Annotated in this window: 12 protein-coding genes and 1 riboswitch; all 12 genes read left to right on the plus strand. The window is 48.8% G+C overall.

What is annotated here, in order from left to right:
- Position 1: 1 nt before the first annotated feature.
- The 12 genes from T456_RS22335 (at position 2) to asnB (ending at position 21,391) form a co-directional block, all read left to right on the plus strand.
- A complete protein-coding gene (locus tag T456_RS22335; RefSeq protein WP_024865185.1) occupies positions 2-1,687 on the plus strand; it encodes a hypothetical protein in 1,686 nt (561 codons plus the stop codon).
- 55 nt (positions 1,688-1,742) lie between these two features.
- Complete coding sequence (locus T456_RS0104935) at positions 1,743-4,589, plus strand: hypothetical protein (RefSeq protein WP_024865186.1); 2,847 nt, start codon at positions 1,743-1,745, stop codon at positions 4,587-4,589.
- A gap of 12 nt (positions 4,590-4,601) precedes the next feature.
- The gene (locus T456_RS0104940) at positions 4,602-5,132 is read left to right on the plus strand and encodes a GNAT family N-acetyltransferase (RefSeq protein ID WP_024865187.1); all 531 of its coding nucleotides are present in this window, start codon (positions 4,602-4,604) and stop codon (positions 5,130-5,132) included.
- The gene (locus T456_RS21070) at positions 5,125-7,326 is read left to right on the plus strand and encodes an AAA family ATPase (RefSeq protein ID WP_024865188.1); all 2,202 of its coding nucleotides are present in this window, start codon (positions 5,125-5,127) and stop codon (positions 7,324-7,326) included. Before T456_RS0104940 ends, T456_RS21070 begins: the two co-directional genes overlap by 8 nt.
- A gap of 825 nt (positions 7,327-8,151) precedes the next feature.
- Positions 8,152-9,690: an acetyl-CoA carboxylase carboxyltransferase subunit alpha/beta gene (locus tag T456_RS0104950; protein WP_024865189.1), complete on the plus strand. Its 1,539-nt coding sequence runs from the start codon at positions 8,152-8,154 to the stop codon at positions 9,688-9,690.
- On the plus strand, positions 9,668-10,366 hold the full coding sequence (locus T456_RS0104955; protein WP_024865190.1) for a thioesterase II family protein: 699 nt from the start codon (positions 9,668-9,670) through the stop codon (positions 10,364-10,366). Before T456_RS0104950 ends, T456_RS0104955 begins: the two co-directional genes overlap by 23 nt.
- Position 10,367: 1 nt before the next feature.
- The gene (locus tag T456_RS0104960; RefSeq protein ID WP_024865191.1) at positions 10,368-11,234 is read left to right on the plus strand and encodes an ACP S-malonyltransferase; all 867 of its coding nucleotides are present in this window, start codon (positions 10,368-10,370) and stop codon (positions 11,232-11,234) included.
- Positions 11,231-16,276 (plus strand): aminotransferase class I/II-fold pyridoxal phosphate-dependent enzyme, encoded by a 5,046-nt coding sequence (locus T456_RS0104965; RefSeq protein ID WP_024865192.1) that lies wholly within the window; start codon positions 11,231-11,233, stop codon positions 16,274-16,276. Before T456_RS0104960 ends, T456_RS0104965 begins: the two co-directional genes overlap by 4 nt.
- 620 nt (positions 16,277-16,896) lie before the next feature.
- A complete protein-coding gene (gene dtd, locus T456_RS0104975) occupies positions 16,897-17,331 on the plus strand; it encodes a D-aminoacyl-tRNA deacylase (protein ID WP_024865193.1) in 435 nt (144 codons plus the stop codon).
- A 135-nt stretch (positions 17,332-17,466) separates the two neighbouring features.
- Positions 17,467-18,687 carry an LL-diaminopimelate aminotransferase gene (locus T456_RS0104980; protein WP_024865194.1) on the plus strand — a complete coding sequence of 407 codons (1,221 nt, stop codon included), beginning with the start codon at positions 17,467-17,469 and terminating at the stop codon, positions 18,685-18,687.
- 48 nt (positions 18,688-18,735) lie between these two features.
- Positions 18,736-18,810, plus strand: a riboswitch (cyclic di-GMP riboswitch).
- Between the two features lie 54 nt (positions 18,811-18,864).
- Entirely contained in the window at positions 18,865-19,458 is a 594-nt protein-coding gene (locus tag T456_RS19200) for a hypothetical protein (protein WP_024865195.1), read from the plus strand.
- 277 nt (positions 19,459-19,735) lie between these two features.
- Complete coding sequence (gene asnB, locus T456_RS0104990; RefSeq protein WP_024865196.1) at positions 19,736-21,391, plus strand: asparagine synthase B; 1,656 nt, start codon at positions 19,736-19,738, stop codon at positions 21,389-21,391.
- Positions 21,392-21,397: the final 6 nt, after the last annotated feature.

Consider the following 21,397-nt stretch of genomic DNA (forward strand, 5'->3'; position numbering starts at 1 on the left):
TATGAGCGGTGGACAGGAGTTTAAGGAACTGAACCTTAGGGAACTGAACAATAAGGAAAAAGAAGACTTAAAAAAAGACTTTTACGAGATAGATAAAAAAGAACAAATGAGAGCTCCGGTAAGGTTTGCAAAGGATAATATCCCGGGGCTTGATGAGAGATATTATAACGTTGAGAGCGCGCAGCAGGAGATCCTTAAGATTGATGAACTCCTGGAGTACAGAGATGAACTGAAGCTATCAGAGCGACAGGGAAAAGAGCTTACGCTGAGAAAAAGAAGGGATCAGAACTTCCTTCTGGTAAATGAAGAAAAATGGTGCGGTGACAGCGGGTATATGAGAGATGTCAAGCATGACATCAGGGTATATGAAAGTTATTTAAGACATAATGTTAATCTACCGGTTAGTAAGGAAGATGAGAATTTCATAAAACAGTTTGAAGAAATTCAGAGGTTATGCTTAAAAGCTTACAACTCCTGTAAATATTATGTGAAAAGAGGAAAGCCGATATGCTTCTGGAGAAGAAACAGATATGATGCCGTATCTGCTGCAATGGACAGACTCAAGCAAGAACTTGACGAGCTCTACGAGATTGAAGAAAGAGCAGATCTGATTCAGGAAGGAGATACCTTTTTAGATCTTCTTGGGTCCGTAAGCACCAGAAAGATAGTCAGTAAAATAGAAGAAAACTCCAAAAGGGAAGACGTCAAAAAAGAGGAAAAACCTAAGGAAAAAGAAGAAAAACAGAAGAAAAAAGAGGAGAGCCCTAAGAAGAAAGAAGAGGGGCAGAAGGAAACAGAAGAAAAGCAGGAGAAGAAAGAAAAAATCAGAATAAGGATCGAGGACCTTGACAAGCCCGGCAATGAAAAGCTTAAAAAGAATTATGAGAGGCGCCAAAAGGAAAAAGCACAGGCTAAGGAAACTGCTATCAAGGGTAAGATCAACAATATCATGAGAGACTATAACTTTGCCATAGACTCCAAGGTTGAGCTTATTGAGCAGGCTCAGAGAAGAGAGGATGAGAAAACCGGAATTGCGTCCCATGGTGCGAGCAGGCAAGCCAGAAGGACCGCTTCAAATATGGCGTTTATCAATGGATATTCAGACAGGACGATGATTGAGCTGTATCATAATCTGAAAACTCCCTATGACCAGAAGATGGAGAAAGAAAAAAAGCTTTCCCATGTAAGGTCCATGGAGCATGTATTTGATACTGTAGAAAACTTCGACCTTAGCCGTATGAATTTTACAAATTTCGGTGAACTGTTCGGACACAAATATCTTCGTAATTTTTCTATGGCGTATATCGGCATGGAAGCTGAATTCTACAGTAAAGAGTACCTGAGTATAATTGAGAGCAAAGATAAGGATGTTAAGCTGAAATATGACGAAGAGAGGATAAAGGAACTTAGGGCTAAGGTCAATACCTTAATGGCTGTAAGCACCTACATTACAGGCGTTACAATTGTCATAAAGAAATTGGGGCTTGAAGGCGTTAAGAACTTTGATAAGTCCATGGATGACATATCGAAAATAGTCAGTGAGGATCCTAAGCTGGTATCTCTTATAAATGTCAAGAGCGAGCTTTATGAAAACAATGGTGAGGGCAGGCAGCTTTACGGCCCCGGAACAGATGTTAAGAATCTTTATAATGCGGAAAGGCAAAAGCTTGGGCTTTCGCCGATATAAGGCAGTATAATATTGCTATTAACGATTATTCGTTTTTTGTAATGAGGAACTGTGTATGCCACCTGTAGTACCGGCAGTAGAAGAAAGAAGCAATCAGAAGATTGACGACAACTTTAAAATATCCGATAATGCCGGCTCATCCGGAAGAGGGATCTTTTTACCCAGGATCGGCAATGAGGCGCTCCAGGAAGAAGAGGAGGATATCCTCGACCAGGGGGGCTTTGTTGACACGTCTGTTTTGGATGAGATAGATTCTGAGATTGAGAATGAGCAGAATACGGAAGAGGGCCCGGAAATAGAGGATGAGCAGAGCAGGAACGAGGCTGTGGGGAAAGCTGCCGACATGGTCCAAAACGCTGTTACCAGGGTGAATCAGAAGATAGAGACCCTTGATATGACAGGCAAAAGAGATGAGGCCAATGCGGTAAGAAGCGCAGCAACAGAGCTTGGGCGTATCCAGAGCTCCATGAATGAGGTGCGAGGGTGGAATTTTGCTGTAGTGCCTCAGGCAGAGCAAAAGCAGGGATTTTTGAGTAAATTCTGGAACAGGGCAAGCAGCATTTTTTCCAAGGTTGGTAAATTGGCCGTTAATATCGCGACTTCCCCTGTTGCCATCTACAAGTATGTCAGCTCCAACAATTCCCTTGCAAAGGCCAGGGAAAAGATGCAGGAGGCCAAGAACTATGACAATATCCCCGGGTGGAACGGCGCTGTTTTTAACAGATCTGCTAATGAATCCGCCGAGGATATACTAAGTGATGAAAGAAGAGTCCCCACTGTATGGTCATATCTTACGGCGGGACGAGCTGAGATAAACCGGGATGGCCAGAAAGAGCCGGCTCCTCCGGAAGTTACCATATATGTTGAACAGCCCACCACCGGAAGCGCCAACAGTATGAAGGGCACCGAGATGGGCCACGTGTCACTGGGGATCAGCTATACCAGATACAGCAACATAACAAAGAGAAACGAAAGATACGCACTTCAATACGGATTTTACCCAGCAGGCGGATTCTCCGACTGGGGAGGCACCGGCGCTCAGATGACTATGGATGCCATTGTTCCGGGACAGCTTCGCAGTGACAAGGGGCATGCATATTCCATCAGTAAGAGATACCCGGCAACCATGGCTCAGGTAGGCCGCATTCTTAAGGACTCTGAGCACTATGCAGAAGGCGGATACAGTTATTACAAGCGAAACTGTACGACCTTTGTGCGGGATATGACGGTAAATTCAGGCCAGATCCTTGAAAGCAGCGATGATGTTTTCAGGGAGTCGGAAGTCAGATTTTCTCCTATTGCAAATGCCGGAAAAGTAGGATTTGGTGCTATTGAAACCTACAGCAATGCCAGGGTCAAAAATCATCTGGCAAGGATCGCCGGTCAGAGCGATATGTCTTATCAGGGATTTGGCAATAAGAGAGTGACCCGTCAGGATGCGGACAGGTATATGAGATCCGTTGATAATGCCGCCTTCACTAAGACGACTTTGATCCCCGCAGAATTGGGAGAGAATCTTAGGAGGAACAAAGGCGGCCAGGGAACTGTCAGTTCCTATGAATATACCGGAAGTACAGATATCAAAGTAGATACCGCTACAAATCTGGGGGCTATAAGTGAAGCCCTGAAAAAAGATGCAGAGACGCTTACAATTGCACTTGACAGTATTTTGACAGAGGAAGACCGCATGAATCTGCCTTCTGAAATGAAGGAGCTTGTGGGTAACATGTCAGTCATAGGCTCCTATTATCTGGACCTTGCGATTGAAAATATACAGGATCGATTCAGCGAGCAAAAGAAAGAGGGAGAGGCAAATGCGTTTGAACTTCTGACAGACAGCGAGATACTGGATGCCAGAGCAAATGTCAGCGACGAACTGGATAAGCTGTCGGATCTTTATTATACATATCTCAAAGGTGATGCCAGGATCAACACGCAGGTCATGAATACTCTTTCCCAGCTTCAGAGAGCGGTCAATCTTCTGGACAACATCTATCGTGAGAGGGTAGGCAGCAGCTTCTTTTCTGCAGGAGGGGACCTGGGCAATGTGGCTAACAGGATGTTCACCAGGAACATAACCTTAAGGACCAGAATTAATGGAAAAGAAAAAGTAATTACTATAACGCCATCTTTGTTTGAAGCATATATGCAGACCTACAATTATGACATTGAAAGGGCGACGGGGGATCTTATCAGAAAGGCAGAACTCTCCGCCATCCCCGAGAATGAAAGGAGCGCAGATCAGAAAAAGGAGCTTGCCGGTATTAACAGGTACAGTGAGCTTGCACTCGAATTTGAGGCCTCTCACAGATATATGCTGGAGAGGAAGACATATACGCAGCAGGACATTGATTATGCCATGAATCTTGCCTACAAAGAGCAGTCATTTGAGGAGAGTGAACCGGCATACAGTTCCGGGTCCTCGGCCGGGGCCATATATCAGCAGCTGATATTCGAAAGAATCTTCGGCGGCATCAGTACTGTCATGAATCAGATCAGCACCCAGGATAAAAAGACTGAAGGGCTCTCCCTTGAAGTTGTGAATGAACTTGAGGCAGGAACAGATAAAGGAACCGAGGGAGCAATAAGATGGTTTGACAGCTATTTTATAAAGAGCATACTGGCTCATCCCGATATTACAACAATGGTCATGAATTCTATTTATTCCCGGCTTTCTGCCCAGTACGGACCGGATGTGTTGCCTACGGATCTTAAAGAATTTGCCATACGGGAATTCTGGAAGATGCTGGTCATGTACGTTAATGCTACGGTATCTGCTCATAAAAATGAAGAATTCTTCGGATTCATCGCCGGAAAACTGGACAATATCATGAACGGATATGCTTTGGTACAGGGCAACAGATTTTTTGACGAACTTGGAAACTTTTATAATCCCGGGTGATCGGAGCTTATCATGGAAATCAGACCAATCTATAAGAAGGACCTGAATAACTACAAACATATGATGATACCTTATATTTACGATGAATATAAGGGAAATGAGGATAAGACCGAGCTTGGATTCTGGGGCTTTGCCTGTGTTCTTTCTGAGGATGAAGACGGCTGCAGTCAGGCTCTTAAAGAGGGAAAAGATATAGCGGCAGCCTCCGTACTGGTAATTCAGCCGGAAGGAAACGGGGACCTCAATATCGTCAGCATATATACTTTGCCGGAGCTTCGAAGGAGGGGCTATGCATCAAGGCTTCTTCAAAGGGTGCCGGCAGTGGCGTCGGCTCTTTTTAACTGGGATGAGGAGGAAAAGGAGGACACCATCCTCTATAAGACTCTCTACAGGCTTCCGGAGGATCTAAGGACCGCCTACGAGAGCTTCCTTATTGCCAACGCTTTTTCGGATTTTGCGCTGGTTGATGAGGAAAAAGAGGTGTGGAGTGCCTCTGCCATGATCAAAATGCTAAGGGAGGATAAGGTGCGGGACCATGTATGAATACCCGGAATACTTTGATCAAAACAAGATAGATATGCCCTACAGCTCTTCCTCGGAGGAGCTGTCTGATTATTTTAAGCTTCTGGATATGGTGATCGAGAGCTTCCTTGAAAGAAAGGGACTTCATACCGCCAGGAAGCTCTATTCAAGCGGGCTTGTGATAACAGAGTCCGAGCTTAGAGGCCTCTACGACAATCCGCCTGCCATCAGGCAAAAAGACATGTATGACCCGGTGCTTTCAGAGATGGTAAGGTCTGCCTTTGATTATATAGATTCAAGGTATGAAGCCACCGGAAAGACCAATGAGCAGCAGGACAGCGCCGGCATTCTTCCCATGCTCAGAGTAAAGTACATCAGAGATACCTTCTCTCTTGATCGCAATGAGATTTTTGCCGTGATCATGGCTCTTTCGGTATGCGTTGACAGGACCTATGAGAGGATTTACGGCTTCCTTCAGGATGAGATCTCTTCGCCCCGCCCTACGACAGGGCTTTATTTTGCCATGGTAAAAAGGTTCACAAAGCCCGAAGACATGGCTCTTACTTATCCCATAAGACTTTCGGATACTCTTGAAAGATTCTTTTTCCCAAAGCAAAAAGAAGAGGGGCTTTCACAGGCTCTTTTCCTGAATCCCCTTATACGTGACATTCTGTCGGGAAATTTCAGGGAGGATGAGAGCGGATCTAAGGCCGTGGAAATCTACCGGGAGAATGAGTCTGTTCCTGTTTTCTTTGACAGGGAAAAGAGCCTTCTTGATCACGAACTTTCCCTGGAGGGCGATGGGCTTTTGTATATCGAAAGCGATGACAAAAAGGCGCCCCTGCATATTTTGTTTAAGGCTGCAACAGACAAAAAGAGCAGCCTTTCTGTCCTTGATTTCTCGAAGTTTTCGCAGATGAGCAGGGAGGAAAAAGAGCTTACTCTTATGGCGATTAAGGTGAGGGCAAAGCTTTTTGGCGGAATAATTGCAGTGCTGTATGTGCCGGACAGGGAAGCCAAGAATCACACGAACGATTCCATGTCAGAGGAACTTTTGGATGAAAAGGACCTTGGAAAGATATTTGTATTCGGAGAAAATGAGGAACCTCCGGAGCTTTCCTCAAGGGCTGCTGCGGTGCTTAAAATGCCGCTTCCTTCGGCTGAGCTAAGATGCAAAATGTGGGAGCATTTTCTTTTTCATGATAAAGAGTATGAGGCAGGGGATGACCTTTCCCTTGCAGATCTGTCAGATTGCTATGAGATGAGCTACGGCAGCATCATGAATATCTGCCTGCAGACAAGGGCAATGGCAAGGCTTGAAAATACCGGGGTGATAACAAAGGACCTGTGCCTTAAGGCCATTGGCAAGCAGAGCAGAGTCAACTTCTCGTCCCTGGCAAGCCATGTCAATGCGGTTTACGGATGGGAGGATCTTAAGATCACTCCCGATCAGGCCAAAGTACTTAAGACTGCCTGTGACCGCTATCGCATAAAGAACAGACTGGGAGAGAAGTGGGGACTCAAAAAGAAAAATGCCTACGGAAACGGAGTCAGCGTGCTCCTGTACGGGCCTCCCGGCACCGGCAAGACCATGGCCGCCCAGGTGGTTTCCAAAGAACTGTCCCTTCCTCTCTACAGAGTGGATATATCAAGGATCTTCTCCAAATACATCGGAGAGACGGAAAAGAATCTTTCTTCTATCTTTGACGCAGCAAAGGGCGCAAATGTGATACTGTTCTTCGACGAGGCGGATGCCCTCTTTTCAAAACGAACAGAGATCTCAGGCTCCAACGACAAATACTCCAACTCCGAAACCGCCTTCCTCCTTCAGAAAATCGAGGAGTACGACGGAATGTCCATTCTGGCCACCAACTACTACCAGAACTTCGACAACGCCTTCATCAGAAGGATCACCTACTCCGTTAACCTAAAGAGCCCCGATGAGGAGCAGCGTTACCAGCTGTGGAGCACAATCCTTCCACCCGAGACTGAACTGGACAAAGACCTTGATTTCCGCCTCCTGGCCGCCCAATTCGACCTCTCCGGCAGCAACATCAAGGCCATCCTCTACAGCGCTGCCTACATGGCCGGCGCCGAAGGCGCTCCTCTCTCCATGCGCCACATAGCCAGAGCCATGCAGTACGAATATCAGAAACTCGGTCGCCTTATCAACACCGGCGAATTCGGCCCCCTCATGGGCTACCTTCAGGACTGATTCGCCGCTGCCCCTTCCATCACGCAAGACGCCTCCCTGGCGCCGCTCTTCTGACCGGCCGCCCCGCCCCGCGCCCGCAGCCGGGTAGCAGAAAAAAGCTGCAAATCTGAGCGTCATGTTTTTGCGCCAGGGCTAATGAGTGCCCCAAAGCTGTGCTTCGTTTCTGTCTGCGGATCTTTGTCTGACCTTCAAAGCCACAGGGGCCTTCTGCCAAGTTATTCCCGCTGCCTCGGGATCTCGTCACGCGCATTTTCCAAGACGGCCTTGCAGATTTTCTTTTATTATGTGCGCCCGAAGGAAACTCCTCGATCGGCGATTTTCATAACACGTCATGTCATGCATGGCGCTTATCAGCGCGCCATGCATCGGGAATAAAAAAGACTCTTCTTTCTCAAGCGAGCTTGGAAAGAAGAGTCCTTTTTTTCCCGGGCTTGCGTACGCAAGCCATGACTTTTTCAATGAAAATGACCACGCCGATCTTCGTCAGACAACCTTCGGGCGCACATTGAAAATCTGCCTAAGGCCGCCGGAAAATGGGCATTCCTCGCTATCCTCACCAGCGGGAAATAACCTTGGCTGCGGCCTCCTGTGAGCTTTCGAAGGGAGTTTGATCCGCAGAAACGAAGCCCTGCTTTGGGGTGCCATTAACCGGTGCAAAAACATCCGCGAAGATTTGCAATTTTTTCTGCGTTACAGGCTGCGGACGCGGGGCGGGGCGGCCCTGTAAGACCGGCGCCGGGGAGGCTTTTTGAAAACTTAAAAGGGCAGCGGCAAGTCAGTAGGAAACATGCCCCATTGAGGGGGCCGGCATGTTATAATGCTGACATGAATACGTATGAGAGATTGAATTCCATAACTGATGAAGGGTCTTTTGCGGCCTATGAGGACGATATCGATACCGGGAGAGTCGTTGTTGACGATGAGTACAGGGCGAAGATTGAGAGGCATCGCAAGAGATATGAATTGTATGAGGCCGTACTTACGGGAAGGGCGGCTATAGGCGGGCATGATGTCGCGATCGGCATAATGGATGCCCGTTTTTTGCGTGCAAGTATGGGCTATTATGTGGGGGAGAAGATCACGAGGCTCTTTGAGCATGCTACGAAGGAGAGGCTCCCGGTTGTGCTGTTCTGTGCTTCGGGAGGCGCGAGAGTTCAGGAGGGGATGGCATCTCTTTTGCAGATGCAGAAGACCTCTCAGGCCTGTGTCAGACATGGGAAGGAGGGACTTCTTTATATTTCGGTCCTCACCAATCCCACCTTTGGAGGCGTGACTGCAAGCTTTGCTACTTTGGCGGACATCATTATTGCCGAGGAGGGCGCACTTATTGGCTTTGCGGGGCAGAGAGTAATTGAGCAGACCACCGGAGAGAAGCTCCCTGAGGGCTTTCAGACTGCCCGCTTCCACAAGGAGCATGGGTTCGTGGATGAGGTGGTATCAAATCTAAGGATGAGGGATTACCTTACAAATCTTCTTGATGTTTTTGGAAAGGCCGGACGAAGGAATGCAGCTAAAAAGCCGGCTGCCGGTGGCGGATATCACCTGGCTAATCCATCCGAGGATCCGGAGGCCTATGCCTTCAGCGAAGCCTGGAAGAATGTCAAGCTTGCAAGGAAGATCACAAGGCCCACGGCACTTGAGTATATGTGCAAGCTTTTTACCGACTTTACACAGCTTCATGGAGACAGAGTTTCAGGAGATGACCCTGCGGTGGTTGGCGGAATCGGCTTCTTTAAGGGAAGACCTGTGATCTCCATAGGTCAGCAGAAGGGCAAACAGGATATTCAGGAGGCTATTCGAAGAAACTGGGGAATGGCATCTCCTTCAGGTCATCACAAAGCCATAAGGCTCATGAAGCTTGCGGAGAAATTCGATATTCCCGTGGTATTCTTTGTAGATACCATGGGTGCAGCCTGCGGAAGAGGCGCAGAAGAAATGGGGCAGGCGGATATCATCGCAAAGATGCTGGGATGCGCATCGGAGCTTAAGACCCTCACTCTTTCCGTGATCGTGGGAGAGGCGGGAAGCGGCGGAGCCCTGGCCTTTGCCATCGCCAACGAGGTGTGGATGCTGGAGCACTCCGTGTACTCTGTCATTACTCCTGAGGGCTACGCCAGCATAGTCTGGAAGGACAGCGAGAAGAAAAAGGAGGCTGCCGATGCCATGGGCATGTGCGCGTCCTCACTTTATGAGAAGAAGGTCATAGACAGGATAATTCCCGAGCCGGAACCTGTTACCGCAGACAATCTTGATGAGATCTGCAATCAGATGTCCGCGGAGCTTGAAGACTTTTTTGACAGATATGGGCATTTGTCCCGGGAGGAGATAGTGGAGAGAAGATATGACAAATTCAGAAGCTACTAGAAAACCTGCCGTGGTACTGGTGCCCCACGCGGGAGGGGATGGGCTCTCCTACGGCCGGATGATCAAGAGACTCTCGGAAGATGGCGATGTCTTTTTTTACGAGATGGCAGGACACGGGAAAAGAGCCGGCGAAGACTTTTACGGCAGCTACGAGGAGGTACTTTCGGATCTTGTTTCCTTTATCAGGGAAAAGACCGCGGACTGCGGCCCCTACCTTCTTTGCGGCGTAAGCATGGGGGCATTTCTTTGCGACAATGCCTATGAGAGGCTTGAAAAGGAAGGGGACAGGCTCCCGGGCCACGTCATCTATGCAGCCGTTGATCCCGCAAGGAGCGCATCGGAATATGACATCCGACAGGTGGAGGAAAAGAGCTCCAATCTTGAGCTTTTAACCTTAGACAATTCCTACAGCCAGTATCTTAAGACGATCCTTGAAAAGGACCTTGAGCTGATGATAAAGGAAAAGGCCGGATTCAAGGCCCGGCTTAAGTGCCCCCTATCCCACTTTATGGGGAAGGAGGACAGTCTCCTTGGAAGATCGGTCTATGACTGGTCAGCGTATGCGGCCATGGGCGCAAGGGAGTATCTGTTTGACGGCCCGCATCTATTTATGACTTCCAACGATAACGTTATAAACACAATTATAAGGATACGAGACAGTTTGCAGGAGAGATGAGATGGGTAAAAAGACATATGTTTTTCCCGGACAGGGAAAGAAATTCGGAAGGGCAGAGCTGGAGCTGCTTGCCCGCAATCAGAAAGAACTTAAGATGGCCGATGAGATTCTTGGCTTTTCCGTTACAGATATTATAAAGGACAGGCCTGAGGATACCGGGAAGACCGAATATGCGCAGCCTATAGGGTATCTTACCTCCTGCCTGTATTACAGGGAACTGACAGATAAAGAGGGGACTCCCGACTTTGTAATAGGCCACAGCCTCGGAGAGCTCTGCGCCCTTACAGCAGGCGGATACATGGACCTTGAAAAGGGTCTTGATCTTGTTAGGCAAAGAGGCCGGATAATGGCCACGGCTGACGGCGGATCAATGCTGGCGGTCATGGGAAGAAACTTCGATGAGATAATGGAGGCCATAAGGGCCGTGGCATCTGACGAGATAGATATTGCCAACTACAATTCTCCTTTCCAGATCGTGATCTCCGGACCGGAAGAGCCGATTGCAGAGGCAGAAAAGAAAATTGCGGAAAAAGGCCTTAGGACCGTAAAGCTCAAGGTCAGCGGTGCCTTCCACTCAAGATATATGAAGACTGCCTGCGACGAGTTTAAGAAGATTATTTCAGACTTCTCTTTTGACAAAGGAAATGAAGTAAAGGTCATGTCATCGGTTGAGCCTTTGCTGTATCAGGAAAATGTTCCGGCAATACTTGGAGAACAGATAGTAAAGCCGGTCAGATGGATTGAGAGTATTGAGAGCCTTATTGACATGGACAGCTACGATTTTGTCCAGGTTGATGGCGGACACACAATGATAGATATGATAGACAACATCAAATTCGCAAGAGCGCTGAGAGGGAGACAGGGATGATAGTAAGAGATCTACTGATAAACAGAGCCGGCGAGGATAAGCAGTACAACCTGTACCTTGCGGAGAACGATATAAACATGAGCTATAGAGAGCTCTTTTGCCACGCCTCTGCGGTCGCAAAAAGCTACACACAGGCGGGGATCGGAAAGGGTGATCTCATACTGATCCAGGCCGTTGAGCCTTTGTATACCTTCATGGGCTTCTGGGGAGCGATACTTATAGGGGCGGTTCCGGCTCTTTACCCTATAAATGCTGATATCAAGCAGCATATTCCTGCCCTTGCCGGACTTTGCCAGCAGTTTGGGATCAAGTACATATACTCGGACATGATGCTGGGGGCTGCCCTGTCACAGGCCATGAGCCAGACCGTCATCATCCCTTCGGAGTATGAGGATAAGAGCGGCGAAATGCCGGATCTTACGGCCTTTGACGACATCAAGATAACTGAGGAGGATACGGCGGTTCTGCAGTTTTCATCGGGCTCTACCGGAAACCCCAAGGGCGTTCTTCTTTCCAATAAAAACGTTGTGGCCAATGCCTTTGCTACCGCAGGAAGGATAGACCTGGGGCACGATGATAACGTATTTAACTGGCTTCCGCTGTCCCATGACTTTGCTATCCTTGCAATGCATATGTGTCCCATCGCCCTTGGCTGCGATCAGATCTGCATGAAACCCACCACGTTCCTGAGGACCCCTTCAATCTGGGCAAAGACCGTAACAAGCCGCGGTGCTACTTTTTCACCCATGCCCAACTTTGCCATGAACCTTATCATGAAGACTTTTAACGAGAAGGACTATGAGGGCGTTGATTTTAGCAGCTTTAAGGGAGCAGTGAGCGCCGGAGAAGGCATATCCGCCGGAAGCTGTGAGATGTTCTGGAAGACCCTCTCTCCCTACGGTTTTAAGGAGAGCGCCGTCATTCCCGCCTACGGTCTTGCTGAGGCCACAGTTACCGTATCTCTCGGCCACCCCAAGGAGGAGCGCCAGACCATCTACGTAGCTGCGGATGCCGCCATTGGAGACAGGATTCTGGGAAAAGAGAAGGCGGAAGGCGCCAGACTCATCATGGGATGCGGACGTCTTATCAGCTGCAACGAAGTATTTATCTGCGACGATGACTACAACGTCCTTGAGGACGGATACATAGGAAATATCATGGTCCACGGCGACAACGTCACCGCAGGCTATTACAAAAATCCCGAGGCCACCAAGGGCATCCTTCGCCCGAACGGTGACCTTGATACCGGGGATATCGGATTTATGTATAACGGTGAGATCTTCATCAGCGGACGCCGCAAGGAGATGATCATCGTAAACGGAAGAAACTATTTTTCCGCCGACATCGAGATGGCGGTAAGAAGCAGTGTGGAAGCCTTAAGAGAGCGTCCTATTGCTGCCTTCCAGGTCCACGACGAAGCAACGGACACAGAGAAGCTCTACATCGCCGTTGAGAGCCAGGATCCGTCAGAGGAAGCTCTTTCTGCGGAAGTTCATAATGCTGTTCTTAAAAAGCTCCACATTCCCTGCGAGAAGGTGGTGTTCCTTCCCGAGCTTCCAAAGACCGCCAGCGGTAAAGTCAGATACTACCTTCTTACCAGAAAATATGAGGATGAGAAGAATGACTTAAAGAACAGGCTCATTGCCATCATTTCCGATTCAATGGAAGAGAAGCTTACAGAGGCCGACTACGACAGGCCCTTCGCGGAGCTTGGCATCGATTCCATCGGCATCGAGAAGATGTTCAGCGATATCGAGAAGGAGTTCGGAGTTTCCCTGTCTGTGGACATTCTCTGGAGCTATCCCACACTTAATAAGCTCATGGGCTATCTTAAGGACAAGGTAAAAGAGGCAGCTAAGGCGCCTTTGGTTGTTAGGGAAAAGGCTGACGATAAGAAGCGCGGAGCAGAAGGCTCTTTTGACGGGGATATTGCTGTTGTGTCCATGGCCTGCCACTTCCCGGGAGAGAGCGACAGCCCTGCAAAGTTCTGGGAGATGCTGGAATCCGGCACAGATGCCATTGATTACCCCGATGATGAGAGGGTAAGGCTTACCGGGGATGAGGACCTTGGAAGGCTTAAGGCCGGCTATATCAGGGACATCGACAAGTTTGACTGCAGAAAGTACGGTATAACCCCCAAGGAGGCCATCAAAATGGATCCTCAGCAGAGGATACTTTTGAGGACGGTTTCGGAGCTTATGCTGGACAGCGGAAGGACCGAGGCGGACTTTGACGGCAGCAGCACGGGAGTTTACATCGGCCTGTCCAATCATGACTACGCTTCCCTTTTCGGGGAGGAGGACAAGGACCTGTACTTCAGCACAGGCAATTCCACAAGCATCATAGCCAACAGGCTTTCCTATATCTTTAACTTAAACGGACCCAGCATCGCCATTGATACGGCCTGCTCATCTTCACTGGTGGCGGTTCATATGGGCGCAAACGCCATTAGAAACGGCGAGTGCACTCAGGCCATCTGCGGCGGCGTTAACATTCTTCTGGAGCCGGCAATTTCCAGGGCATTTGAAAACGCCAACATGCTCTCACCTGACTCCAAGTGCAAGACCTGCGACGAGTCCGCCAACGGCTATGTAAGAGGCGAGGGCTGCGGAGTTGTACTTCTCAAGAAATATTCCGACGCCGTTAAGGACGGGGACAGGATCTATGCTGTAATTGCGGGCTCTGCGGTGAACCAGGATGCCAGAAGCAACGGCCTTACCGCGCCAAACGGAAAGGCACAGGAGGAGGTTATCGGCAAGGCCCTCTCAAGGGCAAACCTTCGTCCCGGGGATGTCGATTATATCGAGCTTCACGGCACCGGCACCAAGCTTGGCGACCCCATTGAGCTTAATTCCATCGGCGCTGTCTTTGGCCAGGATCTTGAGAAGTCGGGAAAAGAGCTGTATGTAGGCTCTGTTAAGACCAATATCGGCCACCTTGAGTCTGCGGCAGGTATCGCAGGCTTCATCAAGGCTGCGCTGGTACTTTCGAAGGGTCAGATTCCCAAGAGCCTTAACTATGTGAAGAAGAATCCCTATATCAAGACCGTTGATAATATCAGGGTTGCGGATAAACTTACAGACCTTGGAAAAGAGGACGGAAAGGCCCCTGCCGTTGCGGGAGTGAGCTCCTTTGGATTTGGCGGTACCAACTGCCATGTGATACTAAAGTCCGCCGGGCAGCAGGATATCTCGGTGCTCAACGCGGAAGTTGAAAAGGGCGAGAGCTACTTTATAACGCCTGCAAAGAGGAGCGCCGGCGCAGGTGCGGGCGGCGCAGCTATGGGCGGCGCAGCTACTGGCGGATTTGCCGGCGAAGGGGCAGGCGGTGCAGTAACTTACGGCGCGGCTATGGGCGACGCAAGTGCGGCAGGTCATGGCGCAGGTGCAGGCGGCGCAGCTGCAAGCATCAGGGATATTGTCTGCAGCGCCCTGTCAAAGGTGACGGCTTATCCAGTGGACACTCTTCATGACGAGGACAAGCTTCAGCTTGACCTTGGCATCGATTCGATCATGATGACGGAGCTGGTAACTGACCTCACAGCCACATTCTCTTTTGACAAGGATCAGATAAAGGGGCTCATTGCGGCAGCTTCAGGAGAGGAGACCACCATCAGCGATCTGGTGGATATTATAGAAAAGGCAGGCGGAGTGGCCGGGGAGGCTGCTTCCGGAATAGTTGTGCCGCCGAATCTTGCCATAGCCGAGAAGGTTGCCGTGGGGACCGCAAAGGTAGTCAGAAAGATGGCTCCGGATCAGGAGGCAGCGCCGTTCGGGGAAGCTTTGTCAGCAGCGAAGTCAGACTCCTCCGTAGAAGCGGCGTCCTCTAAAGCGGTGGCAGAATCCTCCGGAGAGGTGGCCCAGGAGAGCAGCATTTCTGAATTTGCTGAATACAAGGCAATCCATCAAAGACTTGAGAATGTCGCCGGAAATAACCCTTACTATAAGGTAAACTACGCTGTTCCCAGGGACATCATAAAGACTGACGACGGCGATAAGATCAATTATTCAACCTACAACTATGTGGGACTTAACGGAAACAAGGAGGTCATAAAGGCAGCCCAGGATGCCGTGGAGAAGTATGGAACCTCCGTATCAGGAAGCCGCATGATCTCGGGTGAGATAGACCTTCACAGGAAGCTTGAGAATGCCATTACGGAGTTCCTTGGAACTGAGGACACCATTGTCTACATCGGCGGCTACACCACCAATGTCAGCGCCATTAGCACCGTTGTATCCACCGAGGACCTCATCCTCCACGACAGCCTCTCTCACAACAGTATCATCACAGGCTGCAGGCTCTCCGGGGCAAAGCGCATGAGCTTCAAGCACAACGACATGGCATCTCTCGAGGACGCCCTTAAGAGAGTACGGAAATACTACAGGCGCGTGCTCATCGTGGTTGAGGGGGTTTACAGCATGGATGGAGACATCTGTAACCTTCCCGAGCTCATCAGACTTAAAAAGCAGTACGGAGCTCTTTTGATGGTGGATGAAGCTCATTCCCTCGGAACCATAGGCGATTGCGGAAGAGGCGTCGGAAGCTACTTTGGCGTTGACAGAAAGGACGTTGACCTGTGGATGGGAACCATGAGTAAGTCCCTGGCCAGCTGCGGCGGATACATCTCAGGTTCCAAAGAGATAGTGGAGCTTTTGAAGTATACTTCGGACGGTTTCATGTTCAGCGTTGGAATATCACCCTCCAATGCAGGAGCGGCGCTGGGAGCTTTGAACATCTTAAAGAGCACTCCCGAGCTTGTTAAGAAGCTTGAGCACAACAGCAAATATTTCCTGAATCTTATGAAGGAGAAGGGACTTGATACAGGCCTTGCGGAAGGCACTGCGGTAGTTCCCTGCATCATCAAGGATTCCAACAAGTGCATGGAGATCTCCCAGAAGCTGTATAGGAAGGGAATCAATGTAATGCCCATCGTATACCCTGCTGTTTCCGAGGAGGAGGCAAGACTTAGGTTCTTCATCTCCAGCGAGCACACCGAGGAAGAGATGAGATACACCGTGGATGTACTTTCGAGAATGCTGTAGTTCTGCTGGCATATACAAGCGATAGCGAAGAGTCTGTTGGACTTGTGACTTTTATTGATTACAACAGGGATTTTTAATTTGGAGTTCCCTGTTGGAAATACCAGATTGGACAATTCCAACAGGAGGATAATGCTGATGACTCTGTTGGAAATGCTAATATTATCAATTTCAACAGTGAGAAAACTGTGCAATATCCTGTTGGAAATCATGAAATCAAGATTTCAACAGGCGCAAATAGATACGTTTATCTGTTGAGAATAGTGAATATGGAAAATTCAACAGGGAGATACTGCTAAAATTCCCTGTTGAAAAACGTGAATAGCGCAAATCCAACAGGGAATGCAAAGAAAATGCACTGTTGAAATCAAGAGAAATAAGTAAATCAACAGAAATAAGTAAATCAACAGTGAGATATAGATTAAGCATGGCACAATAGAAAAGGAGAATCGATAACATCAACAAAAGGCTGCTTTTTAAAGAGTCTATCTATCGAAGCCGTAAGAGCTTTGATAAAATATACAATGAGTTCACAGATGTTAAGGCATAGGAATTAGATTTTGCTGAATCGAGCTGGGACTATCAAAGAAGCCCTGAATCTTGACTTAGGAGGGAGATTTTACATGAGAGCAGTGATCACAAGGGTTTTGTCAGCATCAGTAACCATAGACGGCAAGGAATATTCCAGGATTGACAAGGGATTCCTTGTACTTCTCGGAGTACATGTTGATGACACGCAGGAGAAGGCTAAAAAGATTGCCGACAAGATCTGCGGCCTTAGGATATTTGAGGATGAGAACGGGAAGATGAATATCTCCCCGAAGGATGCGGGGGCACAGCTCCTTATTGTGAGCCAGTTCACTCTTTACGCCGACTGCAGCTCAAGAAGGCCGGGCTTTACAGAGGCCGCAAGGCCTGAGATTTCAGAGCCCCTCTATGAGCTTGTGGTCTCCGAGTGCAGGGACCGCGGATTCGAAGTCGGCACCGGTGTCTTTGGCGCTGACATGAAGGTTGAGTCCGTCAACGACGGTCCGGTGACCATAGTGCTGGATATCTGAGCAGGAACATTCTTGACATAGCGTTCCTGCTGAAGTATTATGAGCATCAGTAAAGACAAAGGCGTCTGCAAATTGTGCAGGGACACCTTTGTCTTTTTCTGTTATAAAAAGGAAACATTCGGAGGATAGAAATCTATGGCTAAGATCAACAGAAATTATTTGAAACTCCCGGGGAGCTATCTCTTTTCAAGGATAGGGCAGAAGGTGGCAGAATATCAGAAAGCCCATCCGGAGGCAGAAATCATAAGGCTTGGCATCGGTGATGTCACAAGGCCGATAGCCCCTGCTGTGATAGCGGCCTTAGACAGTGCCGTCAAAGAGATGGGAGAAGAGTCGACCTTCAGAGGCTACGCGCCGGACCTTGGCTACGAGTTCCTTCGCAATGCCATAGCGGAAAATGACTACAGATCAAGGGGCTGCGATATCTCGCCGGATGAGATCTTTGTCTCCGACGGGGCGAAGTGCGACTGCGGCAACATCCAGGAAATCTTCGGTCTGGACAATGTCATCGCCGTGTGTGACCCCGTTTACCCTGTCTACGTGGACTCCAACGTAATGGCCGGAAGGACCGGGGAGTTCGATTCCGAGGCCGACAGATACAAGGGCGTAGTTTATATGACCTGCGGAAAAGAATCAGCTTTTGTCCCGGAGCTTCCTGAAGAAGTCCCTGATCTTATCTACCTGTGCTTTCCCAACAACCCCACAGGAGCAGTAGCCACAAAGGAGCAGCTTCAGAAGTTCGTTGACTACGCCAATGAGCATGGATCCATAATCCTCTTTGACGCAGCCTACGAGTCATATATTTCGGAACCCGGTATTCCCCACAGCATCTATGAGTGTGAGGGTGCCAAAAAGTGCGCTATCGAATTCAGGTCATTTTCCAAGACAGCGGGATTCACCGGGCTGCGCCTTGGATTTACTGTAATACCAAAAGAGCTTGAGACCGACGGAGAAAAACTGTGGCCCCTTTGGGCTAGAAGGCACGGTACCAAGTACAACGGCGCTCCCTATATCATCCAGAGAGCAGGCGAAGCCATCTACTCAGAAGCGGGAAAAGAGCAGGTGAAGCAGCAGATCGCTTACTACATGTGGAACGCAGGCTACATCCGTGACGGCCTTAAGGAGGCGGGATTCGAGGTGTATGGCGGCGTAAATGCACCCTACATCTGGCTTAAGACTCCGGGAGATATGACCAGCTGGGAGTTCTTTGATGAGCTTCTTGACAAGGCCAATGTGGTTGGCACTCCCGGATCGGGCTTTGGCCCCGGCGGTGAGCACTACTTCAGACTAACGGGCTTTGGCTCAAAGGAGAACACCGTAAAAGCCATGGAGAGAATATTAAAACTCTATAAATAACATTTGAACTGTGTTGACAGTAATGCCTGTAGGAAATATACTGTCGATAATATATTTTGGCAAAGCACGGGAAATCGTGTGACGCAAAGCTATAGGGCCTGATGATGGCAGCCAGTTGCACCTTTGAGAGATATTACTGGCTGCAGTAATATCTTTTTTCTTTGGAGGGAAAATAAAATGGGTTTTCTTAGGAGCCTTGGAACATTTGCAGGAAAAGCAGTAGGTGGTGTGATCGGTGGAGGCGTTTATGCAGTAGGCAAGCTGGTTGGAAGTGAGTTTATTCAGGAGGTCGGTGAAGGCGCTTATGCTGTCACTGCAAATACAGGACGCGTGATCGGATCCCTTGCGGATGGAACGGTCGGCGTTGTTGCCGGAGCTGTTACGAAAGACTCTGCCAAGGCTAAGGAAGGAGCTCTGGAGGTACTTGATACCACCTGGGGATGTGCGGTAAATATCACCAAGGGAGTGGCCAATACAGCAATCAGAGGAGTCGATACAGTTGGCGCCATCTGCACACAGGATTATGACAGGGCATTGAAGAACGGAAGAGAGTTCGCCAAGGTAGCTGCTATAGGAATGCTGTCCTTCGGTGTTCTTGACGGACTTGATGGAGCACTGGACGGCAATATAGAAATACTTGATAATGTTACTCCGTTTGTTTACGATAATCCCCCGGTATATGAAGTGCATAGTCCCTATGTTGCAGGCGGATCATACCTTCGAACAATGCCGGATGCATCTATTACCAACAACTTAAGTTTCCCTGGATAAAAAGATTTATTGAAAAAAACTGTTGACAAGATACAACATATAGTAATATTATTTGAAAAAGCAAAATTGTATACAGGTATTCAAATTGATCAACAAGGGCGTTGATGGAAGAACAGACGAGTGAGTCTGCTCTTTCCACCAGCGCCTTTTTGTATGCCTTGCATACAAAGGCAAAATGCGTCCCGGCGTGTAAGGGGTAGATACAAAAACAACGCTCCGGCGCGTGAATACCGCAAGTGGCAATCTGTTTCAAATACTTACTGCATAGGAGAACAATATGTGCTCAATTCTGGGAACCACATCCAAGTCAATTTCAGAGAATCAGCTTCGTCCCTTCTTTGACAGGACCATCCCCAGGGGACCGGACATGTCAAGGATGGTGGAAACCCCTATAGGTTACCTTGGCTTCCACAGGCTGGCCATCATGGGACTTCACCCCGAGGGAATGCAGCCCTTTGAACTGGAAGAAGATAAGGTGGTCTGCAACGGAGAGATCTACGGATTCAGGAAGATGAAGAAGGAGCTGAAAAGAAAAGGCTACACCTTCAAGAGTGATTCCGACTGCGAGGTCATCCTTCCTCTCTACCATGAGTACGGAGATGCCATGTGGGAACTTTTGGGAAGCGAGTTCGCCTGCATCATATACGATCACAGAACAAATGAGCTTCTGGCGGGAAGAGATCCCATGGGAATAAGACCTCTGTTCTACGGATATGACGAGAGCGGCCACATAATGTTCGCCTCAGAGGCCTGCAACCTTGAAGGGGTATGCAAAGAGATAAAGCCTTTCCCTCCGGGACATTTCTACAGAGACGGACACTTTACAAGATACGAAAACCTGACAGAGCCTGAAAGCTACAGCACATCAGATGTGGAGGAAGCCTGCAGACAGATCCGTGACAGATTCGTAAGTAGTGTAGAAGCCAGAATGGATGCGGATGCACCTCTTGGATTCCTCTTATCAGGCGGACTTGATTCCAGCCTTGTATGTGCCATAAGTCAGAGAATCCTGGATGAGAAGGCCAGAAAGACAGGAAAACCGGGGAAAAGAATCCGCACCTTCGCCATAGGAATGGAAAAGGACGCCATAGATCTTAAGTTCGCCAAAGAGGTGGCAGATTTCATAGGTTCCGATCATACAGAGGTTTATATGACACCGGAGCAGGTGATAGCGGAACTTCCCAATGTCATAAAACTCCTTGGAACCTGGGACATCACCACCATAAGGGCCAGCATGGGAATGTACCTCTGCTGCAAGGCCATCCACGAGAACACGGATGTGAGAGTCCTGATGACCGGCGAGATCTCCGATGAGCTCTTCGGTTACAAGTATACAGACTTTGCACCGGATGCTAAGGCTTTCCAGAAAGAGGCAAAAAAGAGAGTGGATGAGCTCTACATGTACGATGTCCTTCGGGCGGACAGATGCATCAGCGCCAACAGCTTAGAAGCAAGAGTTCCCTTCGGAGATGTCTCTTTTGTCAAATATGTAATGAGCATCGACCCGGAAATAAAGCTCAACAAATACAATATGGGAAAATACCTCCTTAGACACGCATTCGAGAAGGACCACCTTCTGCCGGACAACATCCTCTGGAGGCAGAAGGCAGCCTTCTCCGACGCAGTAGGACACAGCATGGTGGATGATCTCAAAGCCTATGCGGAACAAAAATACAGCGATAAAGAATATGAGGAGCACAGAAAGAAATACACCTATTGCACACCTTTCACCAAGGAGAGCCTTCTTTACAGAGAGATCTTCGAAGAGTTCTACCCGGGGCAGGCAGCAATGATCAAGGATTTCTGGATGCCCAATAAAGAGTGGGAGGGATGCGATGTTAACGATCCTTCCGCAAGAGTCCTTTCAAACTACGGCGACTCCGGCGCACAGCTTGAGGAGACAGAGGCTGAAAGGCAAAAAAAGATCTCGTAAATCATG

Source organism: Butyrivibrio sp. FCS014, assembly GCF_000526935.1.
Lineage (GTDB): Bacteria > Bacillota > Clostridia > Lachnospirales > Lachnospiraceae > Butyrivibrio.

Excerpts from the sequence above, each read along its gene's own strand:
- T456_RS0104980 (WP_024865194.1), top strand. The coding sequence starts at position 17,467 with ATGGCTAAGATCAACAGAAATTATTTGAAACTCCCGGGGAGCTATCTC.
- T456_RS0104940 (WP_024865187.1), top strand. The coding sequence starts at position 4,602 with ATGGAAATCAGACCAATCTATAAGAAGGACCTGAATAACTACAAACAT.
- T456_RS0104955 (WP_024865190.1), top strand. The coding sequence starts at position 9,668 with ATGACAAATTCAGAAGCTACTAGAAAACCTGCCGTGGTACTGGTGCCC.
- asnB (WP_024865196.1), top strand. The coding sequence starts at position 19,736 with ATGTGCTCAATTCTGGGAACCACATCCAAGTCAATTTCAGAGAATCAG.
- T456_RS0104960 (WP_024865191.1), top strand. The coding sequence starts at position 10,368 with ATGGGTAAAAAGACATATGTTTTTCCCGGACAGGGAAAGAAATTCGGA.
- T456_RS0104965 (WP_024865192.1), top strand. The coding sequence starts at position 11,231 with ATGATAGTAAGAGATCTACTGATAAACAGAGCCGGCGAGGATAAGCAG.
- T456_RS21070 (WP_024865188.1), top strand. The coding sequence starts at position 5,125 with ATGTATGAATACCCGGAATACTTTGATCAAAACAAGATAGATATGCCC.
- T456_RS0104935 (WP_024865186.1), top strand. The coding sequence starts at position 1,743 with ATGCCACCTGTAGTACCGGCAGTAGAAGAAAGAAGCAATCAGAAGATT.
- dtd (WP_024865193.1), top strand. The coding sequence starts at position 16,897 with ATGAGAGCAGTGATCACAAGGGTTTTGTCAGCATCAGTAACCATAGAC.
- T456_RS22335 (WP_024865185.1), top strand. The coding sequence starts at position 2 with ATGAGCGGTGGACAGGAGTTTAAGGAACTGAACCTTAGGGAACTGAAC.
- T456_RS0104950 (WP_024865189.1), top strand. The coding sequence starts at position 8,152 with ATGAATACGTATGAGAGATTGAATTCCATAACTGATGAAGGGTCTTTT.
- T456_RS19200 (WP_024865195.1), top strand. The coding sequence starts at position 18,865 with ATGGGTTTTCTTAGGAGCCTTGGAACATTTGCAGGAAAAGCAGTAGGT.